The following is a 26,279-nucleotide window of genomic DNA, read 5'->3' as shown; positions in this document are numbered from 1 at the left end:
CGGCGCGACGCAGCTGCCAGGTCACGCGGTCACCCGCTTCGTGCCCGCGGACGGGGTGACATCGGGCGAGCGCAGATAGAGGGGCTCATCGGCGTCGAATGGGAGAGCGTCCGCGAGGCGCAGCTCTGCCAGCATCCCGAGCCGGCCGGCCGAGACCGCCCCGGCGTCGAACCGCGGGATCCCGGGATGCGGGAGCGCGTCGGGCTTGCCGAGCCCCGGGCCGTCGAAGCGCACCGGGAGCCCGGACGCCCCCACACCGGAATACGCTGTCCAGTAGCGCTCGCGGCGGCGTGCGTCGGTGACCACGAGCAGCGGTCCCTCGTGACCGGCGCCGTAACGCTCGAAGGCCACCGCGTCGTGGCTGACGACGGGGAGGAACGCCCGGCCGAGGCCGAAGGCGAACGCTTTGGCCGCGGCGATGCCGACCCGGAGGCCGGTGAACGGCCCGGGCCCCATGCCGGCCACGACGCAGGAGAGCGCGGCCGGGGCGATGCCCGCGGTGTCCAGGGCAGCCGAGACGAGGACGCCGACGACCTCGGCGTGCCGCCTGGTGTCGGTCTCCACGACATCGGCGAGCACACCGTCCCGATCGACCACCGCGACGCTCGTGCCGGCGGAGGTGTCGATGGCGAGCAGCATAGGACCAGCCTAGGCAGGATCGGACCAGCGCGGACCGAATCCGGTCAGGGTGACGGTGCGCGGTTCGTCGGCGTCCAGCGCGGGATCGCCGTCGCCCGGCCCGTCGGCGCGCGCGCCGGTGGGCCGCTCGATGACGACTTCCAGCCACGACTCGGCCACACCGTCCAGCATCCCGTTCCCCCACTCGACCACCACGATCGAGTGCGCGAAGTCGAGGTCGAGGTCGTCCAGCTCCAGGGCGCTGCCGAGCCGGTAGGCGTCGACATGCACGAGCGGCGCGCCGCCGACGAGGCTCGGGTGGGTCCGGGCGAGCACGAAAGTGGGGCTCGTCACCGGCCCGCGCACACCCAGGCCCTCGCCGAGGCCGCGGGTGAGGGTCGTCTTGCCGGCGCCGAGCGGCCCGGTGAGCACGACGAGATCGCCCGCACGCAGCGTCCCAGCGAGTTCGCGGCCGAGCTCGTGCATGGCCGCGCTGGTCGGGACGACACGAGGGCCCAGCACACGGCCGCTCACGCCGGGCCGCCGCGGAACGTGCGGCGGAGCCGGCCGCCCAGGCGCGTGACGATCTCGTAGGTGATCGTGTCGGCGGCCGCCGCCCAGTCGTCCGCACCGGGGACGCCGAAGGCCGGATCGCCGAACAACACGACCTCATCGCCGACGGCCACCGGCGCGTCGCCGACATCCACGACGAACTGATCCATCGCGATGCGCCCGGAGACGCGGAAGCGCTCGCCGCCGATCGACACCGGGCCGCGGCTGGAAGCGTGACGCGGGAGGCCGTCGCCGTAGCCGACGGGGACAAGCGCGAGCGTGGTCTCGCGCTCGGTGCGGTACGTGTAGTCGTAGGACACGCCCTTCCCGGCAGGAACGCGGCGGACGGCGGCGACGCGCGCCCGCAGCGTCAGCGCCGGGCGCAGCCCGAGCTCGGCGGCGGAGGCGGCGCCGAAAGGGCTGAGGCCGTAGATCGCGAGACCGAGCCGGACCAGGGTGAACCGCGACTCCGGCAGGCTGACCGCAGCCGCGCTCGCGGCGATGTGCCGCAGCTCCGGCGCGAGTCCGGCGGCCTCGGCGCGGGCGAGGCCGCGCTCGTAGGCTGCGATGGCGACGCGGTCCTCCGCGGGCGAAGCGTTGGAGAGGTGGCTGAAGACGCCGCGGACCACAATCCGCCCGTTTCTCTCGAGCTCGCGCGCGCGGGCGAACACAGCCTCCCACTGCTCCTCGGGGAGGCCGTTGCGGCTGAGCCCGGTCTCCAGCTTGAGCTGGACGAAGGCGGGGCCGCCGCCGGCCGCTGCCGCCGCCTCCAGGTGGGCGAGCGAGGAGACCCCGATGTCCACTCCGGCCGCGACGGCCGCGACGAAGTCCTCGTCCGGGTCGTGGAGCCACGCGAGCATGGGCGCATCGATCCCGGCGGCCCGCAGCTGCGACGCCTCGGAGAGATCGGCCACACCAAGCCAGTCCGCGCCCCCGGCGAGCGCGGCGCGAGCGGACTCGACGGCCCCGTGGCCGTAGGCGTCCGCCTTCACGACCGCCATCAGGTGGGCAGTCCCGGCCTTCTCGCGCAGGCGCGCGACATTCGCGCTCACCGCGTCGAGGTCGACGACGAGCTCGCGGAAGGGAGCGCTCACGAGTCCCGCTCCAGCACCACGAACGCTGTCGCGATCCCGGCGTCGTGCGACATCGACACATGGATGTGCGCGATGCCTCGCTCGAGAACCTGGCGCTCGACCACATTGCGCAGCACGAAAGCGGGGTTCCTCTCCTCGTCGGACACGATCTCCAGGTCGTGCCAGCGCACGCCCTCGGAGCCGCCCAGCGCTTTGATGAGCGCCTCTTTGGCCGCGAACCGCGCAGCCAGAGAGTGAACGGGCAGCCCACGCTCGGCCTCAGTGAAGAGGCGGTCCCGGAGCGCCGGTGTGCGGGCCAGCGAACGCTCGAAGCGTGCGAGGTCCACGACGTCGACGCCGATGCCGGCGATCACGGCGGCTACTCGACCGTGACCGACTTGGCCAGATTGCGCGGCTGGTCGACGTCGAGGCCTTTGGCGGCCGCGAGCTCCATGGCGAAGATCTGCAGCGGGATGACGCTCAGCAGCGGCTCGAACAGCGGGGCGGCGAGCGGAATCCGGATGACCTCGTCGGCGAAGGGCAGCACGGCGGCGTCCCCCGCCTCAGCGATCGCGATGACGCGGGCGCCGCGGGCCCGGATCTCCTGGATGTTCGAGACGACTTTCTTGTGCAGCTCGTCCGACCAGCGCGGCGAGGGCACGACGACGAACACCGGCTGACCGGGCTCGATCAGCGCGATCGGGCCGTGCTTCAGCTCGCCTGCCGCAAAGCCCTCGGCGTGGATGTACGCGAGCTCTTTGAGCTTGAGCGCCCCCTCCAGGGCGATCGGGTAGCCGACGTGGCGGCCGAGGAACAGCACCGAGCGGGTGTCGGACATCCAGTGTGCGAGCTGGGCGATGGTGTCCTTCGACTCCAGCACGGCCCCGATCTTTGCCGGCACGGCGATGAGCTCGGCCACCGCGTCCCGCTGCTGCGCGGCGCTCAGGGTGCCGCGCACGCGCGCGAGGGAGAGGCCGAACAGATACAGCGCGGCGATCTGCGCGACGAAAGCTTTGGTCGAGGCGACGGCGACCTCCGGACCGGCATGCGTGTACAGCGCCGCGTCCGACTCGCGCGGGATGGTCGCGCCCTGGGTGTTGCAGACCGAGATCGCCTTGGCCCCGGCCTCGCGGGCGTACTTGACGGCCATCAGGGTGTCCATCGTCTCGCCCGACTGGCTGATCGAGACGATCAGCGTTCCGTCGGAGATGACCGGCTCTCGGTAGCGGAACTCGTGGCTGAGCTCGACGGTGACCGGGACGCGCGCCCATTTCTCGATGGCATAGCTGCCCACCAGCCCCGCGTAAGCGGCGGTGCCGCAGGCCACGATCGTGATCCGGTCGATGGCGAGGAAGAACTCGTCTCCCAGAGCGTCCAGTTCCGGGATGTGGACGGCGCCATCGGCCGCACGGCCACGCAGGGTGTTGGCGACGGCATCCGGCTCCTCGGCGATCTCCTTCGCCATGAACGACGGCCAGCCGCCCTTCTCCGCCGCCGTCGCGTCCCACGCCACGTCGAACGGCTCGACCTCGACCGGAGCGCCGGCGAAGTCGGTGACCGTCACCTGCTCCGGCGTGATGGTCACGATCTGGTCCTGGCCGATCGCGAGCGCCCGCTGCGTGTGCTCCACGAACGCAGCCACATCGGAGCCGAGGAAGTTCTCCCCCTCGCCGAGACCGATGACCAGCGGCGAGTTGCGGCGAGCGCCCACGACGACGTGCGGCTGGTCCTGGTGCAGCGCGAGCAGGGTGAAGGCGCCCTCCAGCCGCGACACGACGCGCTGGAACGCCTCGCTGAGGCTGCCGGCGGCGCGGTACTCGCGACCGAGCAGCATGGCCGCGACCTCGGTGTCGGTCTCCGACTCGAAGGCGAATCCCTCGGCGAGCAGCTCGTCCCTGAGCGTCGCGAAGTTCTCGATGATGCCATTGTGGATGACGGCCAGACGGCCGTCATCGCCCAGGTGCGGATGGGCGTTCCGGTCCGTGGGGCCGCCGTGCGTCGCCCAGCGGGTGTGGCCGATACCGGTTCCGCCGTCGGGGACCGGGTGCTGCCGCAGCTCGTCAGTGAGCGCGGCCAGCTTGCCGGCTTTCTTCGCTGTGGCGAGGCTGCCGTCGGGGGCGATCACGGCGATGCCGGCGGAGTCGTACCCGCGGTACTCCAGCCGCTTCAGCCCGCCGAGCAGCACCTCGAGGCTCTTGTCCGTGCCGACGTATCCCACGATTCCACACATGGGCCCGATTCTAACCCGGGGCAGACCGTAGACTTGTTCTTTGATGGCTGAGAACGGCGCCGCTCGCGGCGGAACGATGACCGGCGGCGACTCGAGCACCCCTTTCGTGGAGCTGGGCCGTGCGGATTGGGCAGAGCTCGCCCAGAGCACCCGGCTCCCCCTCCAGGAAGCCGAGATCGTGCAGTTGCGCGGTCTCGGCGATCCGCTGGACATGCGCGAGGTGGAGGAGGTCTACCTTCCGCTCAGCCGGCTGCTCAATCTCTATGTGGGCGGAGCCTGTCAGCTCCACCGGGTCACCAGCGACTTCCTCGGGGAGCGAGCGCAGGCGACCCCGTTCGTGATCGGCGTCGCCGGCTCCGTCGCGGTCGGCAAGTCGACGATCGCCCGCCTGCTGCGCGAGCTGCTGTCGCGCTGGGACGACACCCCACGCGTCGAGCTGGTCACCACCGACGGCTTCCTGCTGCCGAACGCCGAGCTGGAACGCCGCGGCCTGATGCAGCGCAAGGGATTCCCGGAGTCCTACGACCGCCGCGCTCTGCTGCGGTTCGTCACCGCCGTCAAGAGCGGAGCGCGGGAGGTCCGCGCGCCGTTCTACTCGCATCTGAGCTACGACATCGTGCCCGACGCCGAGATCGTCGTCCGGCAGCCCGATGTCCTCATCGTCGAGGGGCTCACCGTGCTACAGCCCGCGGGCGGCGGCACCCGGCTCGCTGTGAGCGATCTGTTCGATTTCAGCGTCTACGTGGACGCGCGGACCCGGGACATCGCCCGCTGGTACCAGGAGCGGTTTCTCACCCTGCAACGCGGCGCGTTCGCCAACCCGAAGTCCTACTTCCATCGTTACGCCTCGCTCACCGAGGAGGAGGCGCGGGCGCGGGCGGCGGCCATCTGGGCGGACATCAACGAACCGAACCTCACACAGAACATCCGGCCGACCCGTTCGCGGGCGAAGCTGGTCTTGCGGAAGGACGCCGATCACACCGTCTCCTCTGTACTGCTGCGAAAACTTTAGGCATCAAAGCCTCGGGCAAAAAAGCATGAGTAACTAAAACTCTGGCCTATGTGGCATACATCGCGTAGTCATGAGGCATGGGTACTCCTCGCTCACATGCCGCCGAGCTCTTCGGGCAGCGCATCCGTCAAGCCCGCCTCGCCATCGGCATGAGCCAGGAGGACATCGCGAACCTCGCCGCGATGCATGTGACCAACTACGGACGGGTCGAGCGCGGCGAGGCGAACTCGGAGCTGCACACGATCGTCCGTCTCGCGACCGCCCTCGACGTCGATCCCACGGGACTCGTGCAGGGCCTCTACGGAGACGGGATGCTGCCCGACCGCGAGCACGCCTACTCCGTGACCGACTTCCTCGAGGCGCGGGCGGCCGCGGAGCGCGACGATCGGAGCGACGTGGACAAAGGGCGCGAAGACCCCAGCTCCTGAGGCCCCGGGCGCTTGCGCTCTGGTCTGGCAAGTCCGTGCCGAGAAGGCTGAAATGATGAATGCTCCACGATCCGAGGCCGCTCGTCTTCTCGGCTCGCGACTGCGTGCGCACCGCGTGGCGCTCGGGATCTCCCAGCAGGACGCCGCAGCGCTCTGCGAGGTCGATCTGGCGAACTACGGCCGCCTGGAGCGCGGCGCCGCCAATCCCACGCTCGAGACGATCGTGCATGTCTGCGCCACCCTGCAGATCGACCCGGCCGATCTCCTCGCCGGCCTCGCCCCGGTCAAACGGGAGCCGAAACGCCGCAAATACCGCAAATACCGCAAATACACGGTCGGGGAATTCCTCCGCGAGTAGGAGAGGGCGCGCGGGACGCAGAGCCCCGGCGCGGACTAGCCGGAGGAAGCCCAGGAGACGGTCAGCGGAGCATTCGCATGCGTCCCAGAGCGTCCGTCCACACCGGCCCGCGCCTCAGCCCGCAGGGGCGTTCAGGTGCCGGGAGAAGAACCGGGTGGCCTCCTCGCCCGCGTGGGACGGAACGCCCCTGTGACCGCCCATGTTCGCGTTCAGCGTCTTCTCCCGCGAACCGAACGCGTCGAAGAGGTCGAGAGCCGTTCGCCGGTCGTTTCCCTCATCGTCCCACTGCAAGAGGACGTACAGCGGAATCGTGACCCGCCGAGCCACCTCCACGATGGACCGGGGCACGAAGCTCCCCGCGAAGAGCGTCGCGGCCGAGATGCGGGGCTCAACCGCCGCCAGCTGGACGCCGATCGAGATCAGGCCGCCCGAGTAGCCGACGGGACCCCGGAGCTCTGGCCGTTCGAGCAGTGCGTCCAGGACGGCCCGCCACTCGGGCACTGCCGCCTGGACGAGCGGGAGAACCAGCCGATCGACGATGTCGCCGGAAACCGATTCGCCGGCCGCGATCGCTTGACGCATCTCGGCGCGAGCCAGCTCTACCCCGGGCGGCTGGGGTCGCGCTCCGCTGCCGGGGAGTTCGATGGTGGCGGTTGCGAAGCCGGCCTGCGCGGCGCGGCGAGCACGTCCGAGGACACGCTCATGGCTCTGATCGATGCCGACGGCTCCAGGGGGCTGTGCGGCCAGAATCAGTGGCGCGGGTTCGGAGCGCGATGCCGATGGGGGCGTCCACAGAATGCCGGGGATCCGATCGAGGACGAACCGGCGCTCATCGAGTCCGTCGAGTCGTCGCCGGGAGGTGACGGGAATCACGAGGCCGAGAGACCTAGGTGTGTTTCTCAGGGACGTTGGTCAATCTGCTGATGGGTGGCTGGCTGCCGATGGCGGTGTGGGGCCTGTGGTGATTGTAGGAGTGCAGCCAGGCCGGGAGTGCGTTGCGGCGGGCTGATTCGGAGTTGTAGTGCCGGGCGTATGCCCAGCCGTCGGCGAGGGTGCGGTGGAAGCGTTCGATCTTGCCGTTCGTCTGCGGATGGTAGGGCCGGGTGCGTTTCGGTTGGATGCTGAGCTCGGCGCAAGCGTCGCGCCAGGCGTATGAGCGGTATGCGGAGCCGTTGTCGGAGAGCACCTGTTCGACGGTGACGCCACGGCTGGCGAACCAGCCGACCGCTCGACGCAGAACAGCGATTGCAGTGGCGGCGGTTTCGTCGTCGTGGATCTCGGCGTAAGCGACACGGGAGTGATCGTCGATGACGGTATGAACGAACGCTGTGCCGGTGATCATGTCGCCGGTGATCCCGTGTTTCCCGGTCCGCTTCGCGGTGATGGCCTTGTTCCGCTCTCCCTGGAGACGTCCGACGTAGCGCCAGCCGCCACCGTCGGGGATGTTGCCGAGTTTCTTGATGTCGACGTGGATCATCGATCCGGGATGCTCGTGCTCGTAGCGGCGGGCGGGTTCGCCGGTGCGGACGTCGACGTGGCTGGGCCGATTGATCCGGCACCGGGAGAGGACCGTGTGAACGGTCGAGGCGGGCATGCCGAGCTGGGCGCCGATACCGACTGGTCCCAGCCGCTTCTTCCACCGCAGATGCACGACCTTGCGGACCAGTCTTCGCGGGGTCTTGTTCGGGCTGTGATGCGGCCGTGACGAACGGTCCAGCATTCCCGCCTCGCCCATCTCCACGTAACGACGAGCCCATCGGTCCGCGGTGCGTCAGGACACTCGGAAGTAGGTCGCCGCCGCAGCAACGGACCAGCCGTCGTCGACGACTTGGCGGGCCAGGCGGAGGCATTCGCGAGGAGTCAAAGCAGCATTAGCGTGGGTCACGAGGACCTCCTAAGTCATCGAGTGCAGGGAAACTAGACAGCCCCACTCTCGACCGGGAGGTCCTCACCCATCTATCGCGTCACACCTCAACCAACGTCCCTGAGCAGCACACCTAGGGGGCCCGAAGCAGGTCCCGGACGACGTCCAGGCGCCCCTGGCTGGCGTAGCGTCCGTATCGGCCGCCGCGAACCAGGCGGCGCAGCGGCGCCAGCCGGGCGAGGCGATTCACCGGCAGGCGCGAACGCGCGGACTCGAACTCCGCTTTCTGCCCGATCCGGTCGCGGTCGCCCTCGGAGAGTTCGGGGAACGCATCGACGCGGGCGGCGAGCTGAGCGAACTGGAGGCCCAGCCGCTCCTGGCGGGCCCCTCCCGGTTCGAAGACCCGCGAGACCTTGTACCCGAGGGTGGGACGCTTCACCCCGATCTGATTGCCGCCGTGCTGACGATAGTCGATCGTGGTCCGCGGGAGGCAGCGGACAGCGCCGACGATCGCGGCGCACACGGCCAGCCACTCGTCGTGGACCCAGGCGTCGGGGAAGGGGCGGGCACGCTCCACCAGACCCGCACGCAGAACGGTGGTCGCACCGGTCACGGTGTTGCGCCGGAGGAGGACTCCGAGGGCGTCCCCGTCGTTCTCCTCCGCCACGAGCCCGGAGGCAATCTCCAGAGCGCCGAAGAGGGTGCCGCCGAGCGGCTCCCCGGCTGAGCCGACCAGGCGGGCGTCAGTATGCACGAGCTGCACTCGCGCATGGTCGAAGAGCGGGAGCACAGCGGCCAGCCGGCCGGCGTGCCAGACATCGTCCTGGTCGCTCAGCGCGATGAGCTCTCCGCTGCACGCCGCGATCGCCTGCTCGAAGTTGGCCGTCACACCGAGGGGCTCGTTGTTGCGCAGGATGCGCAGCACGACGGCCGCGCCGCTGCCTCGCACCGTCTCCTCGACGATCGAGAGGGTGCGGTCGGTCGAACCGTCGTCGGAGACCACCAGCTCACTGATCGCGGGGTCCTGGGAGAGAATGCTCTCGACCTGCGCACGGACGAATCGCTCGCCATTCCGGGTGCAGAGCGCGACAGAGACCGCTGGTCCGGGTTTTGCGCGCATCCTGTCATCCTAGTCGCGGGTGCCCGTCTGCGCTCTGCGAGGTTCGATAGACTCGTCTCCTATGACCGATCCGCTTGCGCGCACCCTCATCGTGATGCCCGCGCTCAATGAAGAGGGCTCCGTCGCAGAGGTCGTGAGGGAAGTGCGCGACAAGCTCCCCGGCGTCGCCTGTCTCGTCGTCGACGACGGCTCGACCGACAGGACCGCAGAGCGAGCCGAAGCCGCCGGCGCCCTGGTGGCCTCCCTCCCATACAACATCGGCGTCGGCGGCGCAATGCGCCTGGGCTTCGTCTACGCGCTCAAGAACGGCTTCGACAATGTCGTGCAAGTGGATTCGGACGGACAGCACGATCCGGCCAGCGTCCCGAGCCTCGTCGCAGCCCTGGAGTCCCATGACATCGTGCTCGGCGCACGATTCGCCGGCGAAGGGGACTACGAGGTCCGGGGTCCACGCCGCTGGGCGATGCTCTTTTTGGCCTCCGTGCTCTCCCGGGTCGCGAAGACGAAGCTGACGGACACCACCTCCGGGTTCCGTGCCAGCGGCCCGAAGGCCGTGCGGATCTTCGCCGATCACTATCCGGCCGAGTATCTCGGGGACACCATCGAATCGCTCGTGATCGCCGCGCGCTCCGGCTGCCGCATCGCTCAGCTCCCGGTCTCCATGCGACGGCGGACGACAGGGACGCCTTCGCACAATCCGCTCAAGTCGGCGATCTATCTCGGGCGCGCCGGCATGGCGCTGGTGTTCGCCCTGCTCCGCCCACGGTCGTGGTGACCGAAAAGGAAATCGCCATCTGATGAGTCTCGCAAGCTACTTACTCGGTATCACGTCCGCCCTCATCACGCTCGCCGTGGTCATCGAGATGATGCGCCGGCGCCGGCTGCGCGAACGGCACGCGATCTGGTGGCTGGTCGCGGGCGTCCTGGCGCTGATCGTCGGAGTCTTCCCATCGACGCTGGCCTGGGCCTCCGCGGTCGTCGGCGTGGCGGTGCCGACGAACCTCATCTTCTTCGTGAGCGTCGCGATCCTGTTCCTGGTGTGCATTCAGAACAGCTCGGAGCTCACCCGCCTGGAAGCGCAGACCCGTCTCCTGGCGGAGCAGAGCGCCCTGCTGGAGCTGCGGCTCAAGCAGCTCGAAGCACACGACGAGTCCACCGGCTCGTGAGCGAAAGCGGAGAGCGGAGGAGCCCCGGCTTCCTGCTGATCCTGGTCGCCACCGCGCTCGTGGGCGTCGCCGGGTACGTCATCACCTGGCTGGTGCCTCGCGCAATCGGAGTCGGCCCCTACGCCTCGTTCGCGGTGTTCTGGTCGGCGCTCTTCCTCGCCATAGCGGCGCTGTCGGGAATCCAGCAGGAAACGACGCGAGCGACCATCCCCCGCGTCCCCGGCCGGCGAGCCCCCCGATCGGCGCTCTTCGCCACCGGGGCGGCCCTCACCTCGGCCGCGGCGATCGCGGCGACCTCGCCCTTGTGGGCGAGCGCCGTGTTCGGAGCGCGAGGCGCCTTGCTCTGGCCGCTCGTCACCGGTTGTGTGAGCTACGTCTTCCTGGCGGTGCTGGCCGGCACGCTCTACGCGGCGTCCCACTGGCGTCTGATCTTCGCGCTCATGACCATCGAGGGCGTCGGCCGCCTTCTCTCGGTCGGGCTGACGCTCGTGTTCAGCCACGACCCGGTCCTGCTCGCCTGGGCGGCGTGCGCGCCCATCCCGGTCGCGGTCCTCATCGTCGGCCTCCTGTCGCGGACGGTTCTCGGCGATCGGTTCCAGCTGGACGCCGGCTATCGCACGCTCGCGTGGAACTCGGCACGGACCGTTGCCGCCGCCGCCGCTATGGGGGTGCTCGTCAGCGGATTTCCCCTGCTGCTCACGGTGACCTCGCCACACGCCTCCTCGACCGCGCTCGGACTTCTCCTCCTGGTCTCAACGCTGACCCGTTCCCCGTTGATCGTCGTGGCGATGGCCTTGCAGAGCTACTTGATCGTCTTCTTCCGGCAGTCGCCGAACCCCCGGCGCGCGCTGAGCGCTCTGCTGGGCCTGACACTGGCCGCAGGAGGCGTCCTCGGTCTCCTGGGCCTCCTCCTCGGCGAACCGGTCTTCTCCCTTCTCTTCCCGGGGCAGCCCGTGCCCCCCGCCTGGCTCATCGCCGTGCTCGTGGCGACCTCGGCGCTCGTCTCGGCGATCTGCATCTCCGCGCCCGCCGTCCTCGTCCAGGGCAGCCACACCGTCTTCACCGCGGGCTGGATCACAGCGGCCGGGGCGACGGCCCTCGCACTGCTGCTCCCCGGCGGCCTGTTCGAGCGCGCGAGCCTTGCCGTCGCGATCGGCCCGGCTGCTGGCCTGGCCGTCCACCTCATCTATCTGTTCGGACGGCGGGCGCCGCTGTCCCGGGATTTTCAGGGAGAGTCCGGTGCGCATACTGTTCGTCCATGAAGTGAACTATCTCGACAAGGTGATCTACGAGATGCACGAGTTTCCGGAGCTTCTCGCGCTCCGAGGGCACGATGTCTCGTTCTTCCACTATCCGGAGGCGCCGGTGACACCGAGCCGATCCCTGAAGACGACACGGCGGCGCATCCCCGGCCGCGCCTATCCCGACGCCGAGATCGAGCTGATCACCCCGCCGACCTTCGGCGGCCGCCCCGTCGAGCGCTACGCGGCCCCCCTCCTGAACCTGCCGGGCCTCCGCCGGGAGATCACAACCGGCCGCTACGATGTCGTCGTCCTCTACGCTGTCCCGACGACCGGTTGGCAGGCCGTCAGCATCGCCAAACGGGCCGGAGTCCCCGTCGTTTTCCGCGCCCTGGACGTCTCCCACCAGATCCGCACCTCCCCGGTCAGTCCGCTGATCCGCCGGGCCGAACGGCACATCTATGCGACCGCCGACCTGATCTCCGCGAACAATCCCGCGATGGCCGAGTACTGCGTGGACCTCGCCGGCCGGACCGGGCCCGTCTCCGTGGACCTGCCACCCGTCGACCTGAGCCACTTCGCCGACGCGAAGCCCGACGTCCGGGAAACGCTCGGACTCGAGGCGAACGACAAGGTCATCGTGTACATGGGAAGCTTCTTCGGGTTCTCCGGCCTGGACATCGTGCTCGAGAAAGCCGCGGCGCACCTTCGTGAGAATCCGAGGCTGAAGCTCCTCTATATCGGAGGGGGTGAGCTCGACGGCGAATTGCGCCGGCGCACAGTCGAGCTGGGCCTTCCGTCACAGGTCATCTTCACCGGTGTCATCCCCTACGCCGACCTGCCCGGCTATCTCGCAGCGGGCGACGTCGCCATCAACCCCTTCCGGCCACAGCTGCTCACCGATGTCGCGCTTCCGCACAAGGTGCTGCAATACATGGCGGCCGGAGTTCCCGCCGTCTCCACCTCGCTGCGGGGATTGCGCGGCGTCGTCGGGGACACGGCCGGCGTCACCTGGGCGGAGGGACCGGCCGATGTCGTCGAACGTGCGATCTCCGTCGCCGCCCTCCCCGCCGAGGAGCGGGCCGCGATCGGAGCGAGGCAGCGCGAGTTCGTGATGACCGCCTTCTCCAAGGAGTCCGCGGCGATCGGCTTCGAGAGGACACTGGAATCGGTGCGGTAGGATCGAGCATTATGTCTGCGCGAGTACTCGTTCTGGGTGCGACCGGAATGCTCGGGAGCACCGTCACCTCGATCCTCCGCAGGAGCGGCCACGATGTCACCGGAACAGTGCGGGATCTCGCTCTCGTTCCCGCCGGCCGGAGAGATCGCCACCGGCTCTTCGACGCCTTCACCGACGACCCCTCGGGGCTGCTTGAAGGATTCTCGTCCGGCGACTACGTCATCAACTGCATCGGGCTGATCAAACACCGTCTCCGCGACGATGACGCTGGGGACCGCTACAACGCCATCAAGATCAACGCTGAACTCCCCTACGCGCTCGCGCGCGCGGCCGGAGAGCGGAATGTGCGCGTCATCCAGATCGCCACCGACTGCGTCTACTCGGGCCAGACGGGCGGCTACGACGAGACGGCGGCCCACGATGCGACCGACGTCTACGGCCAGTCCAAGAGTCTGGGCGAAGTTCCCGGAGACCACTTCCTCAACCTGCGCTGCTCGATCATCGGTCCGGAGCAGAAGAGCCGCGACTCGCTCCTGGAATGGGTGCTCGCCCACGAGCCGGGATCGACCTTCAACGGCTACCTCGACCACCGGTGGAACGGCGTCACCACGGATGTCTTCGCGGCGATCGCCGCCGGCATCGTCCAGACAGGGAGCACGCTCAGCGGAACCCGCCACCTCGTGCCAGCCGACAGCGTCGACAAAGACGCCCTCTCCCGGCTGATCCTGTCCGCCTACGGCCGCGAGGACGTCTCCGTCCTGCCCGTCGAGACCGGGACCCCCGTCGACAGGACCCTCACCACCATCCACCCCGATGTCAACGCCACTCTGTGGCGTGACGCAGGCTACGACGAGATCCCGACCATCGAGACGATGGTCAGAACGCTCGCGTCCGAATCCATCGAAAGAGACTCATGACCGTACGCAAGATCGAAGGCTCCATCGTCACCATCACCGGTGGCACCGGCTCATTCGGATCGACGATGGCGCGCCATCTGCTCAGCCGCGATGTCGGCGAGATCCGCATTTTCAGCCGTGACGAGTCCAAGCAGGACGCATTGCGCCATGAGGTCAACGATTCCCGGATGCGTTTCTACATCGGCGACGTCCGCGACTCGCTGAGTGTGACCCGCGCGATCAAAGGAAGCGACCACGTCTTCCACGCGGCGGCGCTGAAACAGGTCCCCTCCGGCGAGTTCTTCCCGCTCGAGGTCGTCGCGACCAACATCACCGGCAGCGGCAATGTCATCCGCGCCGCCATCGAGCACCAAGCGAAGTCGGTCGTCTGCCTCAGCACCGACAAGGCCGTCTACCCGATCAACGCGATGGGCATGACCAAAGCGCTCATGGAGAAGACCGCCTTCGCGATGGCCCGCGAGAACCTCGACACGGAGACCGTCGTCTCCGTGACCCGCTACGGCAATGTGATGTACTCGCGCGGTTCGGTCATCCCATTGTTCATCAAACAGCTGACGACCGGCCAGAACGTCACGGTCACCGATCCGGAGATGACGCGGTTCCTGATGTCGCTGGCGCAGTCGGTCGACCTGGTCGAGTACGCTTTCACCCAGGCGACGAGCGGAGACCTCTTCGTGCGGAAAGCGCCAGCGAGCACCGTCGCCGTCCTCCTCGAAGCGGTGGCGAACGTGATCGGCGTTCCGATGCCCGACGTGGATGTCATCGGCGTGCGCCACGGCGAGAAGCTCTACGAGTCCCTCCTCGGGTCCGAGGAGATGGCCAAGGCGGAAGACCGCGGCGGCTACTTCCGCGTGCCGCTCGACACCCGCTCGCTCGACTACACGCCGTACTTCGAGGAGGGAGCCGATCACGGCGCGCCCACCGAGTCGTACACCTCGCACAACACCGAACGCCTCGACGTCGCCGGTGTGGAGCGTCTGCTCCTCACTCTGCCGGAAATCCAGCAGTTCCGGGCACAGCTGGGATGACGGCCCCGAAAGTCCTCACGGTCGTCGGCACCCGGCCGGAGATCATCCGGCTCTCGCGCATCATCCCCAAACTGGATGAGCGGGTGGACCACATCCTCGTCCACACCGGTCAGAACCACGACCGGCAGCTGAACGACGTGTTCTTCGAGGACCTGGGCATCCGCCAGCCGGACCACTACCTGAACGTCGACACCTCGAGTCTCGGCGCCGTCATGGCAGAGACCATCCGCAAGAGCGAGACGATCTTCGCCGAGGTCGAACCCGACGCCGTCCTGATTCTCGGAGACACGAACAGTGCGATCGCCGCACTCGTCGCCAAACGGATGCACATCCCGACCTACCACATGGAGGCCGGGAACCGCTCCTTCGATGAGAACGTGCCGGAGGAGACCAACCGGCGGATGGTCGATCACGTCGCCGACTTCAACCTGGCCTATACCGAGCACGCGCGGCGGAACCTCCTTGCCGAGGGACTGCACCCGCGTCGCATTCTGGTCACCGGCTCTCCGATGAAAGAAGTCATCGACCACTACCTCCCCCGCATCGAGGGGTCTGACACTCTTGAGCGCCTCGGCGTCGCGCCCGGCGAGTTCTTCCTCGTCAGCGCCCACCGTCAGGAGAACGTCGACTCGCCGGAACGCCTTCGCGAACTGCTGGACGCCCTCGCGGCCGTTCGGGAGCGCTGGGGTCTGCCGGTGCTCGTCTCCACCCACCCACGCACCCGCAATCGTCTGGAGGCCCTCCCGTACTTCCAGGCGCTCGACGGTGTCCACTTCCACCCGCCATTCGGTTTCTTCGACTACTGCCAGTTGCAGCGCAGCGCGCGCTGCGTTCTGTCCGACAGCGGGACGATCAGCGAGGAGTCGGCCATCCTCGACTTCCCCGCCATCACCATCCGTGACTCGATGGAGCGCCCGGAAGCCCTGGACGCCGGAGCCATCGTGATGAGCGGGCTGAAGGCGGACGAGGTCATCGCCGCCATCGAAGAGGTGACCGAGGAGTCGGACATCGCCCGGGAGGTTCCGGCCGAGTACCTCGTAGGGAACAGCTCTCAGCGCGTCATCCGCTTCCTCCTGTCCACGATGGGCCGGCACCACGAATGGGCAGGAATCCGCCGCTGACCCCCGGCCCGCTCAGGGGGAGCGGAAGAAGGCCACGGCTGGCCTGACCGGACTGATTCCGGAGCTGTGCGCGGGCTTGTCTGCGCACAGCTCCGGAATGAGCGAGCACGAGGGGCTTTCGCTCCGCTCGCTCGCTCAGCAGCCGCTGCCGCCGCGTCCGAACCGATGTCAGCCGGTCAGGTCAGCGCACTCGGCTGCCGAGGGACGCCCGCCTTCGGGCTCACTCGGGAGAATTCGATGACGATGAGCGCCATCAGAGCGAGGAAGGCGCCCGAAGCGAGAACCCAGAGCCACATCGGTGTGACGGGGATGTTCCACCACCACTCCACCCTGGTACTCAGGTTGACGTTCAGAACATCGGCCCCCGTGACATAACGACGGAGGTTGGTGTGCAGAGCCAGCGCCTGAGCGACTCCCAGACCCCCGGCGAGGACCCACCATTGTGTCCGGGTGAGATCGAAGCGGCGGTCCTCCGACTCCCAGAGAGCGACCGCTGCGAACATGATGAGGATGGGGAGGATGTACCGCGGCTGCACCTGGTTTCCGACCAGTGTGCCGGTGAAGACCTGAAGGTAGAACGGAAGCAGGATCAACCCCGCCGCGGCGCCCGAGAGAACGAGCCCCTTGCGCAGTCCCATGATGCGCACACCGGCGAAGACGAGCGCAGCGAACACCATGATCGTGACCACCCACACACCACCGGGCATCTGCGTGTCCACCCACCCCAGCCCGAACACGGCGCCCAGCCCGCCCGCCCAGAGCACGGGCAGCTGACCGAGAATGGGGAACCAGAACGACCAGTCCGCCGTGCCCTTGCCCCCCGAGGCCAGACCTCCGGAGAGAGCGCTTCCGCTCTGGTGCGAGGTCGCGAACAACGCCGCCGAGAGCAGCACGATGCCGAGCGCGAGCAGCGCCGACAGCCAGTACTTCCGGTCCCGCTTCATTGTGAGGAGGATGGCCGCGCCCGTGGCGAGGACGCTGAAGACAGCGCCGTCCGATCGGGCGGCGCCGCCGAGGAAAGCGGCGATGACCGCCACAGCACCCAGCGCCGTCCGCCGCCATCCCGTCGACTCGAAGTAGCCGACGACGGCGAGGAACACCAGCCCGCTAGAGATCAGGCCCCAGGAACTGGGGTTCACCGAAGGGATGAGGAAGAGGCCGAGCGGGATCATCGTGATCGCGAGCGACCACACGAGGTTCCAGCGTCTCCGCGCCGGCAGCAGCCAGCACAGGACACTCGTCAGCGCGACGAAGATGATCGCGTTCACAAGCCGCATAGCGACGATGGACACGTTGACGTCCCCGGTGACGAAGGTGTGCATGAACGCGTAATAGAAAGGCGGGTAGAGGCCATCGAAGTTGCCTCGGTCGGTTGTCGTCGGGGTACCGGCGACCGTCGCCTGACAGGCGCCGCTCTCGTCGGGTTTGAAGGCGTAGCACGAGCCGTTGGCCACAAGCGGCGGAACCGTGTAGTGGCCGGGCCGCGAGCTGGCGTCACAGGTCCCGTTCACGACGCCGTCGGCGCACCAGATGCTGGTCTGGTGGAAGTCGTCGTCCGGGCTGGAACCCGGTGGCGAGGAAAGCGCCCACGCACCGAAGACGAGGAGAGCGAGAACGGGCATCAGGAGGATGCGGACGATGCGCAGTGCGCTGGTGCCTTCGGCTGCCTTGATCACAGAGGACGGACTCTCTTTCCGGGTCGCTGTCGAGCTACCCACCCTAGTGCGGACAAACCACGACTTCGAACTCGGCCGGAGTGTGTCAGGCCAGCGGACCGGTGGGTATCGACGCGCCGAACCCCGCGCTCACCGATGTCCAGCCGACGGCTCCACCCAGTTCGGCGAATCGGTTCATATTCGCAATCGGCCGCTTCTTTCCGCCCTCGAGGAGGAAGATGCTGCCGTCTGGAGTGCGGATGAACTTCGTCGCGGGAGCGCCGACGGTCAATCGGGCGCAGGTGTAGTCGTCCAGAGCGGTGAAGCTGACCGGATAGAGCGGCTTGGTAGTCGCATCCAGGGCGCGCAGCGTGCCCGAGGCTCCGACATAGTCGACGCCACGGCAGGTGACACCGTAGCCGAGAAGCGACCCAGCGACCGGGTACCCGTCGAGGACGCTCTGCGACACGAAGGAGAGGCCGTCCACGCCGATCGAGGCAGTGACGTCGAACGTCGAGAACGCGATCTTGTTCGACAGACCGTTCACGAGATAGACCGTGGCGTTCTCCGGACTCCGGACGAGCGTCCCCGACGTCAGCGCGACGCGGCCGGCCGGAAGCGCGGCCAATGCGGCCGTGGGCATCGTCATGATCGTGGGCGTGGCACCGGGCGGAAGAAGCGCGAGAAGCGAACCCCACGACGAGATCGGCTTGAGATCGCTCGGCCCCACGATGTAGACTGTCGCGCCGTCCCCCTTCACAAAGGACCCGACGCTCACCGTGCCTTTCACCGGGAAACTGTCGAGGAAGGCCTGCGTCACCGGCGTCGCTGAGGCACTCGCGACACCGCCGCCTCCGGCCCAGACGAATCTGCCGCCGGAACCGAGCACCGACGTCGAACCGCTTCCCGGCACGCTCACCAGACCGGTGAACGAGACACCGGAAGCAGGGACGCGAGCGAGACTCGCAGCGCTCAGCGTCCCGCCGACACGGCCGGCGACGCCGGACTGCCCCAGGGAGGCCGCGTCCACGGAGTACGATCTGCCGCTGGACACGAACGCGACGGAGGCCGATCCGCGCTGCTGGGCGAACGACTGATCGGCGATCACCGGGGCGCCCAGAGGCAGAGCGGCCACAGCGGACTCGGTGAGGACATTCCGTGCGAGAGGGATGCCCGCCGCCTGCTGCGAAGCATCGTCGAGGATCTCACGCTTGGTGCCGACCGTCACAAAATACCGGGAACCGCTCGTCGTGCCGAGCGCGGGAGTCATGAGCGGTCCGGTCGTGAAGCGGGCGAGCTGGGCGTCCGTCAGTTGCATGTATCCGGTGGCCGAACACGAACCGCCGTAGTCGGCCACAAGGCCGCAGGAACCGAACGGGAGCTTCAGCCCCGAGTCGAAGAAATAGACGGACCCGTCGTTGCCGCGCAGTATCCTCCCGGCGATCGGACCGGTGCGGTACCCGTCGAGGTACTGCTGCGACACGTAGCCGACGGAGCCCAGAGGCGAGAGAGCGGTGAGCAGGTCGATGCTGGCGATCGGGTATTTGACCGTGCCGCTCAGGACGTAGACGGTGCCGTTGTCGACAGTCCGCGCGAGACTGGACGCTCCCGTGGTCGATCCGAACCAGTCGGTGTACAGACGCCAGAAATTCCGGTTCCCATACGAGCTGCACGAGTCGCCGGTGCCGTAGAGGTTCGCGAGCGCGGCGGCGTTCGGCTGATAGGGCGTGTAGTTGTACAGGCCGGCAGTCGCCTGGTTCTGGATGAAGACGGAGCCGCTGCCGCAGGAGGCCGTGGGGCTGAACCGGATCTGGTTGACCCGGCCCGCTATGTGGTTCCAGCTCGTCGGACTGGCCGCATAGCGCTTGAACTGCAGCGCCGCGTTGTAGACCTGGTTGAAGAACCCGTAGTACCGGGTGTCGCAGCCCGCTGTGTCGGGGCAGCCGTATCCGGTCGCGCTCCGATACTGACCTGCTCCCGGCCAGGTGTCGGTGACGAGGCTCTGCTCCTTCTCGAGCAAGACGAGGATCGCCCGCTGGCTGACCCCGCACGCCTCGCCGACTTTCGCGATGATCGTCGCTGCCGATTCGGTGCCCTGACTCGTGTAGGCGGCGCAGCGTCCGTCCACGGCAGCACGGGTCTGTGTCTGCTGTGCGTAGTCCTTCAGGCAGGTGTAGCCGGAACGGCAGGACGTCACCTTGCCGTTGAGAAAGCTCTGAACCTGGTCCGCGGTCATCGAATCGCCGTCGAAGAACAGCGCATCGCTGATGATGTTGCCCGGATCGAAGAGTCTCGCATCGGCGGCCGTGGCAGGCGCGGGCGCCACCATCGCGACGGGCGCGACCGTGAGCAGACCGCCCACGAGCGCTCCGATCAGGACGGTGACGATGGACGTGCTGCGCATCATGGAATCTCCAGTTCGACCGGGGTCGAGCGGTAATCGTGGCCGTGAACCGCATAGCCGAGTGCGACGCTCCACGACCCCCGCGCGAACTCCGCAGCGTCCGGATGGACCGTCCCGCACGAGGTGGTCGCGCGGTCCGCCACGGCCTCACGCTCGACGGTGATGGTCGGCGAACCGTTGCGTGTGAAGGTGTAGACGCAGGTTCCGCACTCCTCGATGACGCCCTGGACATAGCCCGACGCGGTGACATGCTTCCCGTCGACGTCCACCGACGCGACGACCAGCACCGGTTCTACCGTGGCCGACTCGAACGGCGTGTCGAGGACGGGCTTCGTCGGGTGGGGCTGGGGGCCGACGGCGGGCGACGCGCAGGCGCACAGGGCGATCGAGCAGGCAGACAGGAGCCCGAAGACGGCGACGAGTGGCAGTGCTCTGGTCTTCATGGGAGAGGCGTCCTCACGATTGATGGGGGAATCGTCACCTCAGGATACGCGGCGAAGCGAGGAGCTCCCTTCGCACAAGCCGGGCGGGTCGCCCCCCCCCGTTGAAGGGTGGTCGCGTGCGTCGGGGATTCTCCGTTGTTTAGATACAGCAATACGGCATCCACGGTTCGGACATCCCTGTTATTAGTGTCCGAGGCAGATCACCATCGGAAGCGAGGCCCCTCGCATGCATGAGACTTTTCGCATTCTCGTTGCGCTGTCGGCTGCGGCGGCGCTCTCGCTGGGGTCGCCCACCGGCTCGCTCCCGGCAGCCGCGTCGACGCCGACGCCGTCCCCCGCACCGCTCTCGGCGGACGCGCCGACACCGACACCGACGAGCACACCAGCACCGACACCGGCGCCCAGCACCCCCAAGCCCACGACGGGAGCAGGTGAAGCCGTCTCTGCCGACCCGCCGCTCGCCACGATGAACACGGCGCGCGATCACAGCATGGGCTCGACCATCGCCGCGAACGAACCGGCCGCCGAGGGCTCGCGATCTCAAGCGCGCACCTTCAGCGCGACAGGGTTCCCACCCGGCGTCCCCGGCCTCGACGTCAGCGGCTGGCAAGTGCTCAACGCCAGCGACTGGGCCGCCATCGCGGCCAACGGCGCCCGGTTCGCCTACGTCAAGGCGACAGAGAGCACGGACTACGTGAGCAGCCAGTTCGCCGAGCAGTACACCGACTCGTTCAACGCCGGACTGCTCCACGGCGCTTATCACTTCGCGACTCCCAACACCTCCTCCGGGGCGGCCCAGGCCAACTGGTTCCTCGACCACGGCGGGCAGGGGACGGCCGACGGCCGCACCATGCCTCCTCTGCTCGACATCGAGTACAACCCGTACGGCGCGACCTGCTACGGACTTTCCCCGGCAGCCATGGTGTCGTGGATCTACGATTTCTCGCAGACCGTGCAGGCTCGAACCGGCCGCCAGCCCGCCATCTACTCGACGACCAACTGGTGGAAGCTCTGCACCGGCAACAGCGCGGCGTTCGCGGCGAACCCCCTCTTCATCGCCCGGTACCCCAACAACATCTCCGACGGCGCGGGCGCCCTTCCCGCCGGCTGGTCCTCGTACACGCTCTGGCAGTTCGCCAGCCGCGGAGTCTTCCCCGGAGACCAGGATGTGTTCAACGGCTCCGAGCGCGACCTCCAGAGCTTCGGACTGACATCGAGCCTCGTGCGGACGGTGAACAACGCATCGGTGTACCTCGTGTCCGGGGCGAACAAGTATCCGGTGACCAACACGAGCACTCTCAGCACCTTCAGCGTCCTCGGCCAGGTGGGATACGTCCCCCAATCCTACCTCGATCAGTTCGCCACGCAGCACGCGGCCGGCCCGATCATCCGCGGACAGGACGGAAGCATCTACTTCGCTGACTCCGGGATCAGGCTCCCGTTCGCTTCCTGCGGTCTCGTCTCCGATTACGGAGGCAGCTGCGACCCGAGCGGCTATGTCCAGCTCACGGCGACGCAAACCGCTGCTTTCGCGCTCGGACCCGCGGTGACGCCGCTCATGACGTCCGCGGGCGGCCCGCTCTTTTACGTCACCGGCGGTAAGAAGCACGAGGTGCTCGACAAAGTCTCGCTCGCGCAGGCGGGGCTCACCGGCAGCGCCAACAGCCTCTCCGCCACAGCCCTCTCCTTCCTCGCGTTCGGCGCACCGGTCGTCCGGGACAACGTCTACGCGATGACGGCGGGCAGCAGCACAGGGGTGCTTCTCATCGGGGGCAGCGCTTCCCCCATCGACCCGAGCGCGGCTTCCCTGGTCGGCCTGCCCCAGTTGGCGGTCGGAACCCTGCAACCGGCCAGTGTCGCGCAGCTGACTGCCGGGACTCGGTTCACCGGCGCGTTCCGGTCGGCGGCGGATTCGTCGGTGACGGTCATCTCCTCCAACGGCCTCCGCCCCTGGGCAGCCGGTGTCGGCGGAGCCTCGTTCACCGCGGTCACAGCCCCGGCGGCGGCGGCGAGCGCGTACTCGGTGACCCAGCCCATCCAGGTCGGCAGCGCGATCATGTCGCCCGCGGGAGGAACCGTCTATCTGGTCATGCCCGATGACATCCGGCCGGTCGGCTCCTGGGACTCGCTCGTCGCCCTGGCTGGCGGGGGAACGCCGACCATCGCCGTCGTCCCGCAGTCCATCATCGCCTCGCTCCCATCCGGGCCGGTGGCCCTCGACCCGGCGACACTGGTCAGGAGCCCCGGCAATGCCACTGTCTACCTCGTCAACGGCGTGACCAGCAAGATCCCCTTCTCCACGTTCGATCCGGCCACAGAAGCGGGCTTCACCAAATTCAGCTTCACGAGCGACGCGCGCCTGAACGCCTACCCGACTTCGCCGGACCTGCTCAGCTTCGGACTTCAGTGCGGCAGCCAGCGCTATGTGAGCGCGGGCGGCTCCGTCCACGCGCTCAGTTCCACGACGTCCAGCCTGTACCCGCTCGCATTCGCCCCGCTGGACGCCTTCACCTGCGCTATCGTTCCCAAAGGGATCGACGCGACCGCGTTCGTCCGCACCCCGGACGGTTCGATCTACTTCCTGAGCGGAGGCAAAAAACATCCGATCACCTCACTTGAGCGATTCGTGCAGCTCTCGCAAGGGCAACCGTATCTGGATGTGGTCAACGCCTTCGCCGCCGCCATACCGACCGGTGCGCCCGCTTGAGCGGACATGCGCCGCGATCTACGGCAAACTCCCGGCAACACTCAGGCTAAACTCGCTTCGTGCCCGGAGCGATCGCTCCCGATGCTTCCCTGACCCGCCCCTTCCGAGGTAGAGCATGATAACACCAGTCGACGCGGACGCCCGTGCCGCCGCCGTAGCGGAGCTTCCGTTCGAACGGGTCGGACAGCGCTCCGGCTTCGTCCGGGGGACCCGGCACTCGCTCTCGGATGTCTGGGCGCATCGCGAGCTGCTCGGCCTGCTGGTGAAGCGCGAGCTCAAGGCGCGCTACAAAGACAGCTCGCTCGGAGTCGTGTGGAGCCTGTTCCGCCCGCTGGCACAGCTCCTGATCTACTACTTCGCGATCGGTCAGGTGCTCGGCGCCGCGCGGGCGACACCGGACTTCGCCATCTTCGTCTTCATCGGGTTGACGATGTGGGGGCTCTTCTCCGAAATCGTGACCGGCAGCACGACCTCGATCCTCGCGAACGCCGGTCTGGTCAAGAAGGTGTACCTGCCCCGTGAGATCTTCCCGCTGAGCGCGATCGGCGGTGCATTGTTCAATTTCCTGGTGCAGCTCGTGGTGCTGACGATCGCCATCGTCCTCCTCTCCACCGTGCCGTTCGGGTGGAACCTCAGCCTGCTTCTGGCGCCCCTGGCGGTCGTCACGCTCGTCGTCTTCGCAACGGCGATCGGGCTCTTCCTGTCGGCGGTCAACGTCTACCTGCGGGACACGCAGCATCTGATCGAGATCGCCGTCGTCATCCTGTTCTGGGGGTCGCCGATCGTCTACTCGTACACCTACGTCCACAAGCTCCTCCAGGGGAGCTGGTTGGAGCAGCTCTACCTCACCAACCCGGTGACGGTCGCCATCATCTCGATGCAGAAAGCCCTCTGGGCAGCCGGCAGCGTGTCCGAGGGCGCGCTCAGCCAGGTGTGGCCTCCGAATCTCGGTGTCCGCCTCCTCGTGACGCTCCTCGTCAGCGTCATTCTTCTCTGGTTGTCGCAGCGGACTTTCTCCCGTCTGCAGGGCAATTTCGCTCAGGAGCTGTGACCCCATATGCCCATGCCTTCACTCATCTCCGCCGTAGGCGTCTCCAAACGCTTCGTGCTGCACAAGGACAAGTCCCTCAAGGAACGCGTCGTCAACTTCAGCGCCTCGCGCCAGCATCGCGACGACTTCTGGGCTCTCCGCGACATCGACCTGGAGATCCCGATCGGCAGCACAGTCGGTCTCGTCGGCCACAACGGATCGGGTAAAAGCACCCTCCTCAAAGTCGTCGGCGGCATCATCGAGCCGACCACGGGGACCGTGGCGCGACGGGGGCGGATGGCAGCGCTCCTCGAACTCGGCGCCGGATTCCATCCGGACCTGACCGGTCGGGAGAACGTCTACCTCAATGCCGCGATCCTGGGCATGACGCGGAAAGAGACCGACCGCTACTTCGATGAGATCGTGGACTTCTCGGGGATCGAGTCCTTCATCGACACCCAGGTCAAATTCTACAGTTCCGGCATGTACGTACGCCTGGCGTTCGCCGTGGCCGTGCATGTCGATCCCGATCTCCTCCTCGTGGACGAGGTCCTCGCCGTCGGGGACGAACCGTTCCAGCGGAAGTGCATGGACAAAATCCAGGAGTTCCAGCGCGACGGGCGCACCATCGTGCTCGTCAGCCACTCCGCCGAGCAGGTCGGCCGGCTATGCGACCGTGTCGTCGTCCTGAACCACGGCAACATGATCTTCGACGGCGAGCCGTCGGAGGGGCTGCGCGTTCTGCGCTTCGGCTTCGAGCAGGAACGCCTGGAGCACGAACACACCCACAGCGAGGCGGTCGAGCCGTCGGCGCGAATCGTCGGGATCGAGGTCGCCGGTGCGACAGTCGCCGAGGAGCGCATCATCGTCACAGCGACGAGCGATCTCACCTTCCGCTACCGGTACGACCTCAGGAGCGCCCAGGAGCCCCTCGTGGCGAGCATCGCGATCGAGACGTCCACCGGACAGCCGGTCTATGGCGTCGACACCACGATGCTGGGCGTCGACCTTCCCACCGCGGCGGGCGAGCACACGGTCGAATTCACCTTCCCGCACCACAGGCTCGGCTCCGGCAACTACATCGTGAACGGCTCTCTGGAGGAACGTGCGGGACGCTCGCTCTTCCGCCTGAATCCGGCCGCGACCTTCGAGGTGGACGCGCCGCAGCAGGGCTCGGGCCTCATCCGCCTGGATGTCGAGGTCTCGGTGAACGACACATCGCAGGCTCGCGGCTAAGAGGTGGTTTCAGTAGTCGTTTTTGGTGAGTTTGCGGGCGCTGGTGATCGCGATTGCTAGAGCGACGAGCGCCGTGATCGTTGAGGCGGTGCGGTCGTAGCGAGTGGCGAGTTTCCGGAAGGCGAGGATCCAGGCCATGGTGCGTTCGACTACCCAACAGTGTTTACCCAGTCACTGTTTGGAGTCGACTCCGATTCGTGCGATGCGTGCCTTGATCCCACGACAACGCAGGTAACAGCGGACGCGGCGGTTGTCGTAAGCCTTATCGGCGTGGAAGATAACCGGGCGGCGTCTGGGCCGACCGCGGCCGACGCCCTTGATCGCGGTGATGTTGTCTAACACAGGTTCCACGAGCATGGAGTCGTGTCGGTTGGCGCCGGAGATCTCCACATGCAGCGGGAGTCCGTTGCGGTCGGTCAGGACATGGTACTTGGTGCCCCGTTTCCCACGATCCGTGGGGTTAGGTCCAGTGAGATCGCCCCCCCTTTTCGCCCGGACACTTACGGAGTCCAGGCAGGTTCTTGACCAGTCGATCATGCCAGCCTGGCCGAGTTCGTCGAGCATGATCTTCCGCAGTGCATCCCACGCGCCCGCTTCGGACCATTCACGCAGACGCCGCCAACAAGTGACCCCGGACCCATACCCCAACTCGGGCGGGAGCTTCTTCCACGGGATCCCCGTCAGCAGCACGAACACGATCCCAGCGAACACCTTCCGGTCAGGAACCCGAGGCTGCCCAGCCCGCCCATTGACCACAGGCGGCCGAGGCGGAATCAACGGCTCCAGCCGCTCCCACAACATATCCGTAATGAACCGATCCTCAGCAAGCGTCGACACTCGACCAGCATCCCCGCTAACCAGCCACAACAACCACCGCCACGCCGACTACTGAAACC

23 protein-coding genes and 2 pseudogenes are annotated in these 26,279 nt (G+C 67.6%); 13 read left to right on the top strand and 12 right to left on the bottom strand.

What is annotated here, in order from left to right; all coding sequences use genetic code 11:
- Window positions 1-21 precede the first annotated feature (21 nt).
- The 5 genes from tsaB to glmS are packed head-to-tail and all read right to left on the bottom strand — an operon-like array spanning window position 22 to window position 4,473.
- Window positions 22-639, bottom strand: a complete 618-nt coding sequence (tsaB, locus tag O159_RS02395; RefSeq protein ID WP_021754172.1) for a tRNA (adenosine(37)-N6)-threonylcarbamoyltransferase complex dimerization subunit type 1 TsaB — start codon at window positions 637-639, stop codon at window positions 22-24.
- A gap of 9 nt (window positions 640-648) precedes the next feature.
- Complete coding sequence (gene tsaE / locus O159_RS02390) at window positions 649-1,104, bottom strand: tRNA (adenosine(37)-N6)-threonylcarbamoyltransferase complex ATPase subunit type 1 TsaE (RefSeq protein ID WP_144267726.1); 456 nt, start codon at window positions 1,102-1,104, stop codon at window positions 649-651.
- 44 nt (window positions 1,105-1,148) lie between these two features.
- Window positions 1,149-2,264 (bottom strand): alanine racemase, encoded by a 1,116-nt coding sequence (gene alr / locus O159_RS02385; protein WP_021754170.1) that lies wholly within the window; start codon window positions 2,262-2,264, stop codon window positions 1,149-1,151.
- Entirely contained in the window at window positions 2,261-2,617 is a 357-nt protein-coding gene (locus O159_RS02380) for a holo-ACP synthase (protein WP_021754169.1), read from the bottom strand. The genes alr and O159_RS02380 overlap by 4 nt, the downstream gene beginning before the upstream one ends.
- A 5-nt stretch (window positions 2,618-2,622) precedes the next feature.
- Window positions 2,623-4,473 carry a glutamine--fructose-6-phosphate transaminase (isomerizing) gene (gene glmS, locus O159_RS02375; RefSeq protein WP_043993453.1) on the bottom strand — a complete coding sequence of 617 codons (1,851 nt, stop codon included), beginning with the start codon at window positions 4,471-4,473 and terminating at the stop codon, window positions 2,623-2,625.
- A 43-nt stretch (window positions 4,474-4,516) separates the two neighbouring features.
- Here glmS and coaA point away from each other — a divergent pair, with 43 nt between their 5' ends.
- From coaA to O159_RS02360, 3 genes are all read left to right on the top strand, one after another.
- Window positions 4,517-5,485, top strand: coding sequence for a type I pantothenate kinase (gene coaA / locus O159_RS02370; protein ID WP_021754167.1), 969 nt, complete (start codon window positions 4,517-4,519; stop codon window positions 5,483-5,485).
- A 77-nt stretch (window positions 5,486-5,562) separates the two neighbouring features.
- Window positions 5,563-5,913, top strand: a complete 351-nt coding sequence (locus tag O159_RS02365) for a helix-turn-helix domain-containing protein (RefSeq protein WP_021754166.1) — start codon at window positions 5,563-5,565, stop codon at window positions 5,911-5,913.
- 52 nt (window positions 5,914-5,965) lie between these two features.
- On the top strand, window positions 5,966-6,271 hold the full coding sequence (locus O159_RS02360; RefSeq protein ID WP_021754165.1) for a helix-turn-helix domain-containing protein: 306 nt from the start codon (window positions 5,966-5,968) through the stop codon (window positions 6,269-6,271).
- 114 nt (window positions 6,272-6,385) lie between these two features.
- On the opposite strand, the gene O159_RS15475 is transcribed toward O159_RS02360, so the two are convergent.
- The 3 genes and pseudogenes from O159_RS15475 to O159_RS02345 form a co-directional block, all read right to left on the bottom strand.
- Window positions 6,386-6,853 carry a dienelactone hydrolase family protein gene (locus O159_RS15475; protein ID WP_236609522.1) on the bottom strand — a complete coding sequence of 156 codons (468 nt, stop codon included), beginning with the start codon at window positions 6,851-6,853 and terminating at the stop codon, window positions 6,386-6,388.
- Between the two features lie 304 nt (window positions 6,854-7,157).
- Window positions 7,158-8,156 (bottom strand): annotated as a pseudogene (locus tag O159_RS02350) (IS481 family transposase).
- A 112-nt stretch (window positions 8,157-8,268) separates the two neighbouring features.
- Window positions 8,269-9,255: a glycosyltransferase family 2 protein gene (locus O159_RS02345; RefSeq protein WP_021754163.1), complete on the bottom strand. Its 987-nt coding sequence runs from the start codon at window positions 9,253-9,255 to the stop codon at window positions 8,269-8,271.
- Between the two features lie 61 nt (window positions 9,256-9,316).
- Here O159_RS02345 and O159_RS02340 point away from each other — a divergent pair, with 61 nt between their 5' ends.
- Genes O159_RS02340 through wecB form a run of 7 tightly spaced genes read left to right on the top strand, consistent with a single transcriptional unit; the run spans window position 9,317 to window position 15,908 of the window.
- Window positions 9,317-10,030 (top strand): glycosyltransferase family 2 protein, encoded by a 714-nt coding sequence (locus O159_RS02340; protein ID WP_021754162.1) that lies wholly within the window; start codon window positions 9,317-9,319, stop codon window positions 10,028-10,030.
- A 22-nt stretch (window positions 10,031-10,052) separates the two neighbouring features.
- The gene (locus tag O159_RS02335; protein WP_021754161.1) at window positions 10,053-10,421 is read left to right on the top strand and encodes a DUF2304 domain-containing protein; all 369 of its coding nucleotides are present in this window, start codon (window positions 10,053-10,055) and stop codon (window positions 10,419-10,421) included.
- A complete protein-coding gene (locus O159_RS02330) occupies window positions 10,418-11,683 on the top strand; it encodes a hypothetical protein (protein ID WP_021754160.1) in 1,266 nt (421 codons plus the stop codon). Before O159_RS02335 ends, O159_RS02330 begins: the two co-directional genes overlap by 4 nt.
- Window positions 11,661-12,842 (top strand): glycosyltransferase, encoded by a 1,182-nt coding sequence (locus O159_RS02325; protein ID WP_021754159.1) that lies wholly within the window; start codon window positions 11,661-11,663, stop codon window positions 12,840-12,842. Before O159_RS02330 ends, O159_RS02325 begins: the two co-directional genes overlap by 23 nt.
- An 11-nt stretch (window positions 12,843-12,853) precedes the next feature.
- A complete protein-coding gene (locus O159_RS02320; RefSeq protein ID WP_021754158.1) occupies window positions 12,854-13,759 on the top strand; it encodes a dTDP-4-dehydrorhamnose reductase family protein in 906 nt (301 codons plus the stop codon).
- Window positions 13,756-14,787, top strand: coding sequence for a polysaccharide biosynthesis protein (locus O159_RS02315; RefSeq protein WP_021754157.1), 1,032 nt, complete (start codon window positions 13,756-13,758; stop codon window positions 14,785-14,787). The genes O159_RS02320 and O159_RS02315 overlap by 4 nt, the downstream gene beginning before the upstream one ends.
- Window positions 14,784-15,908: a non-hydrolyzing UDP-N-acetylglucosamine 2-epimerase gene (gene wecB / locus O159_RS02310; protein WP_021754156.1), complete on the top strand. Its 1,125-nt coding sequence runs from the start codon at window positions 14,784-14,786 to the stop codon at window positions 15,906-15,908. The genes O159_RS02315 and wecB overlap by 4 nt, the downstream gene beginning before the upstream one ends.
- Window positions 15,909-16,084: 176 nt before the next feature.
- Here wecB and O159_RS02305 read toward each other — a convergent pair whose 3' ends face one another.
- The 3 genes from O159_RS02305 to O159_RS02295 all read right to left on the bottom strand — a co-directional run bounded on the left by O159_RS02305 (window position 16,085) and on the right by O159_RS02295 (window position 20,410).
- Complete coding sequence (locus tag O159_RS02305; RefSeq protein ID WP_021754155.1) at window positions 16,085-17,584, bottom strand: DUF2142 domain-containing protein; 1,500 nt, start codon at window positions 17,582-17,584, stop codon at window positions 16,085-16,087.
- A gap of 85 nt (window positions 17,585-17,669) precedes the next feature.
- Window positions 17,670-19,970 (bottom strand): hypothetical protein, encoded by a 2,301-nt coding sequence (locus tag O159_RS13080; RefSeq protein ID WP_021754154.1) that lies wholly within the window; start codon window positions 19,968-19,970, stop codon window positions 17,670-17,672.
- Window positions 19,967-20,410: a hypothetical protein gene (locus tag O159_RS02295; protein WP_021754153.1), complete on the bottom strand. Its 444-nt coding sequence runs from the start codon at window positions 20,408-20,410 to the stop codon at window positions 19,967-19,969. Before O159_RS02295 ends, O159_RS13080 begins: the two co-directional genes overlap by 4 nt.
- 226 nt (window positions 20,411-20,636) lie before the next feature.
- On the opposite strand from O159_RS02295, the gene O159_RS13075 reads away from it, so the two are divergent.
- The 3 genes from O159_RS13075 (at window position 20,637) to O159_RS02275 (ending at window position 25,383) form a co-directional block, all read left to right on the top strand.
- Window positions 20,637-23,117 carry a lysozyme gene (locus O159_RS13075; protein ID WP_201766230.1) on the top strand — a complete coding sequence of 827 codons (2,481 nt, stop codon included), beginning with the start codon at window positions 20,637-20,639 and terminating at the stop codon, window positions 23,115-23,117.
- Window positions 23,118-23,232: 115 nt separating this feature from the next.
- Window positions 23,233-24,168, top strand: coding sequence for an ABC transporter permease (locus O159_RS02280; RefSeq protein WP_021754150.1), 936 nt, complete (start codon window positions 23,233-23,235; stop codon window positions 24,166-24,168).
- A gap of 12 nt (window positions 24,169-24,180) precedes the next feature.
- The gene (locus tag O159_RS02275) at window positions 24,181-25,383 is read left to right on the top strand and encodes an ABC transporter ATP-binding protein (RefSeq protein WP_021754149.1); all 1,203 of its coding nucleotides are present in this window, start codon (window positions 24,181-24,183) and stop codon (window positions 25,381-25,383) included.
- 9 nt (window positions 25,384-25,392) lie between these two features.
- Here the strand turns inward: O159_RS02275 and O159_RS02270 are convergent.
- Window positions 25,393-26,253 (bottom strand): annotated as a pseudogene (locus O159_RS02270) (IS5 family transposase).
- Between the last annotated feature and the right edge of the window lie 26 nt (window positions 26,254-26,279).

This window comes from Leifsonia xyli subsp. cynodontis DSM 46306 (genome assembly GCF_000470775.1).
GTDB lineage: Bacteria > Actinomycetota > Actinomycetes > Actinomycetales > Microbacteriaceae > Leifsonia > Leifsonia cynodontis.
This window is presented reverse-complemented; position numbering and strand designations above follow the sequence as displayed.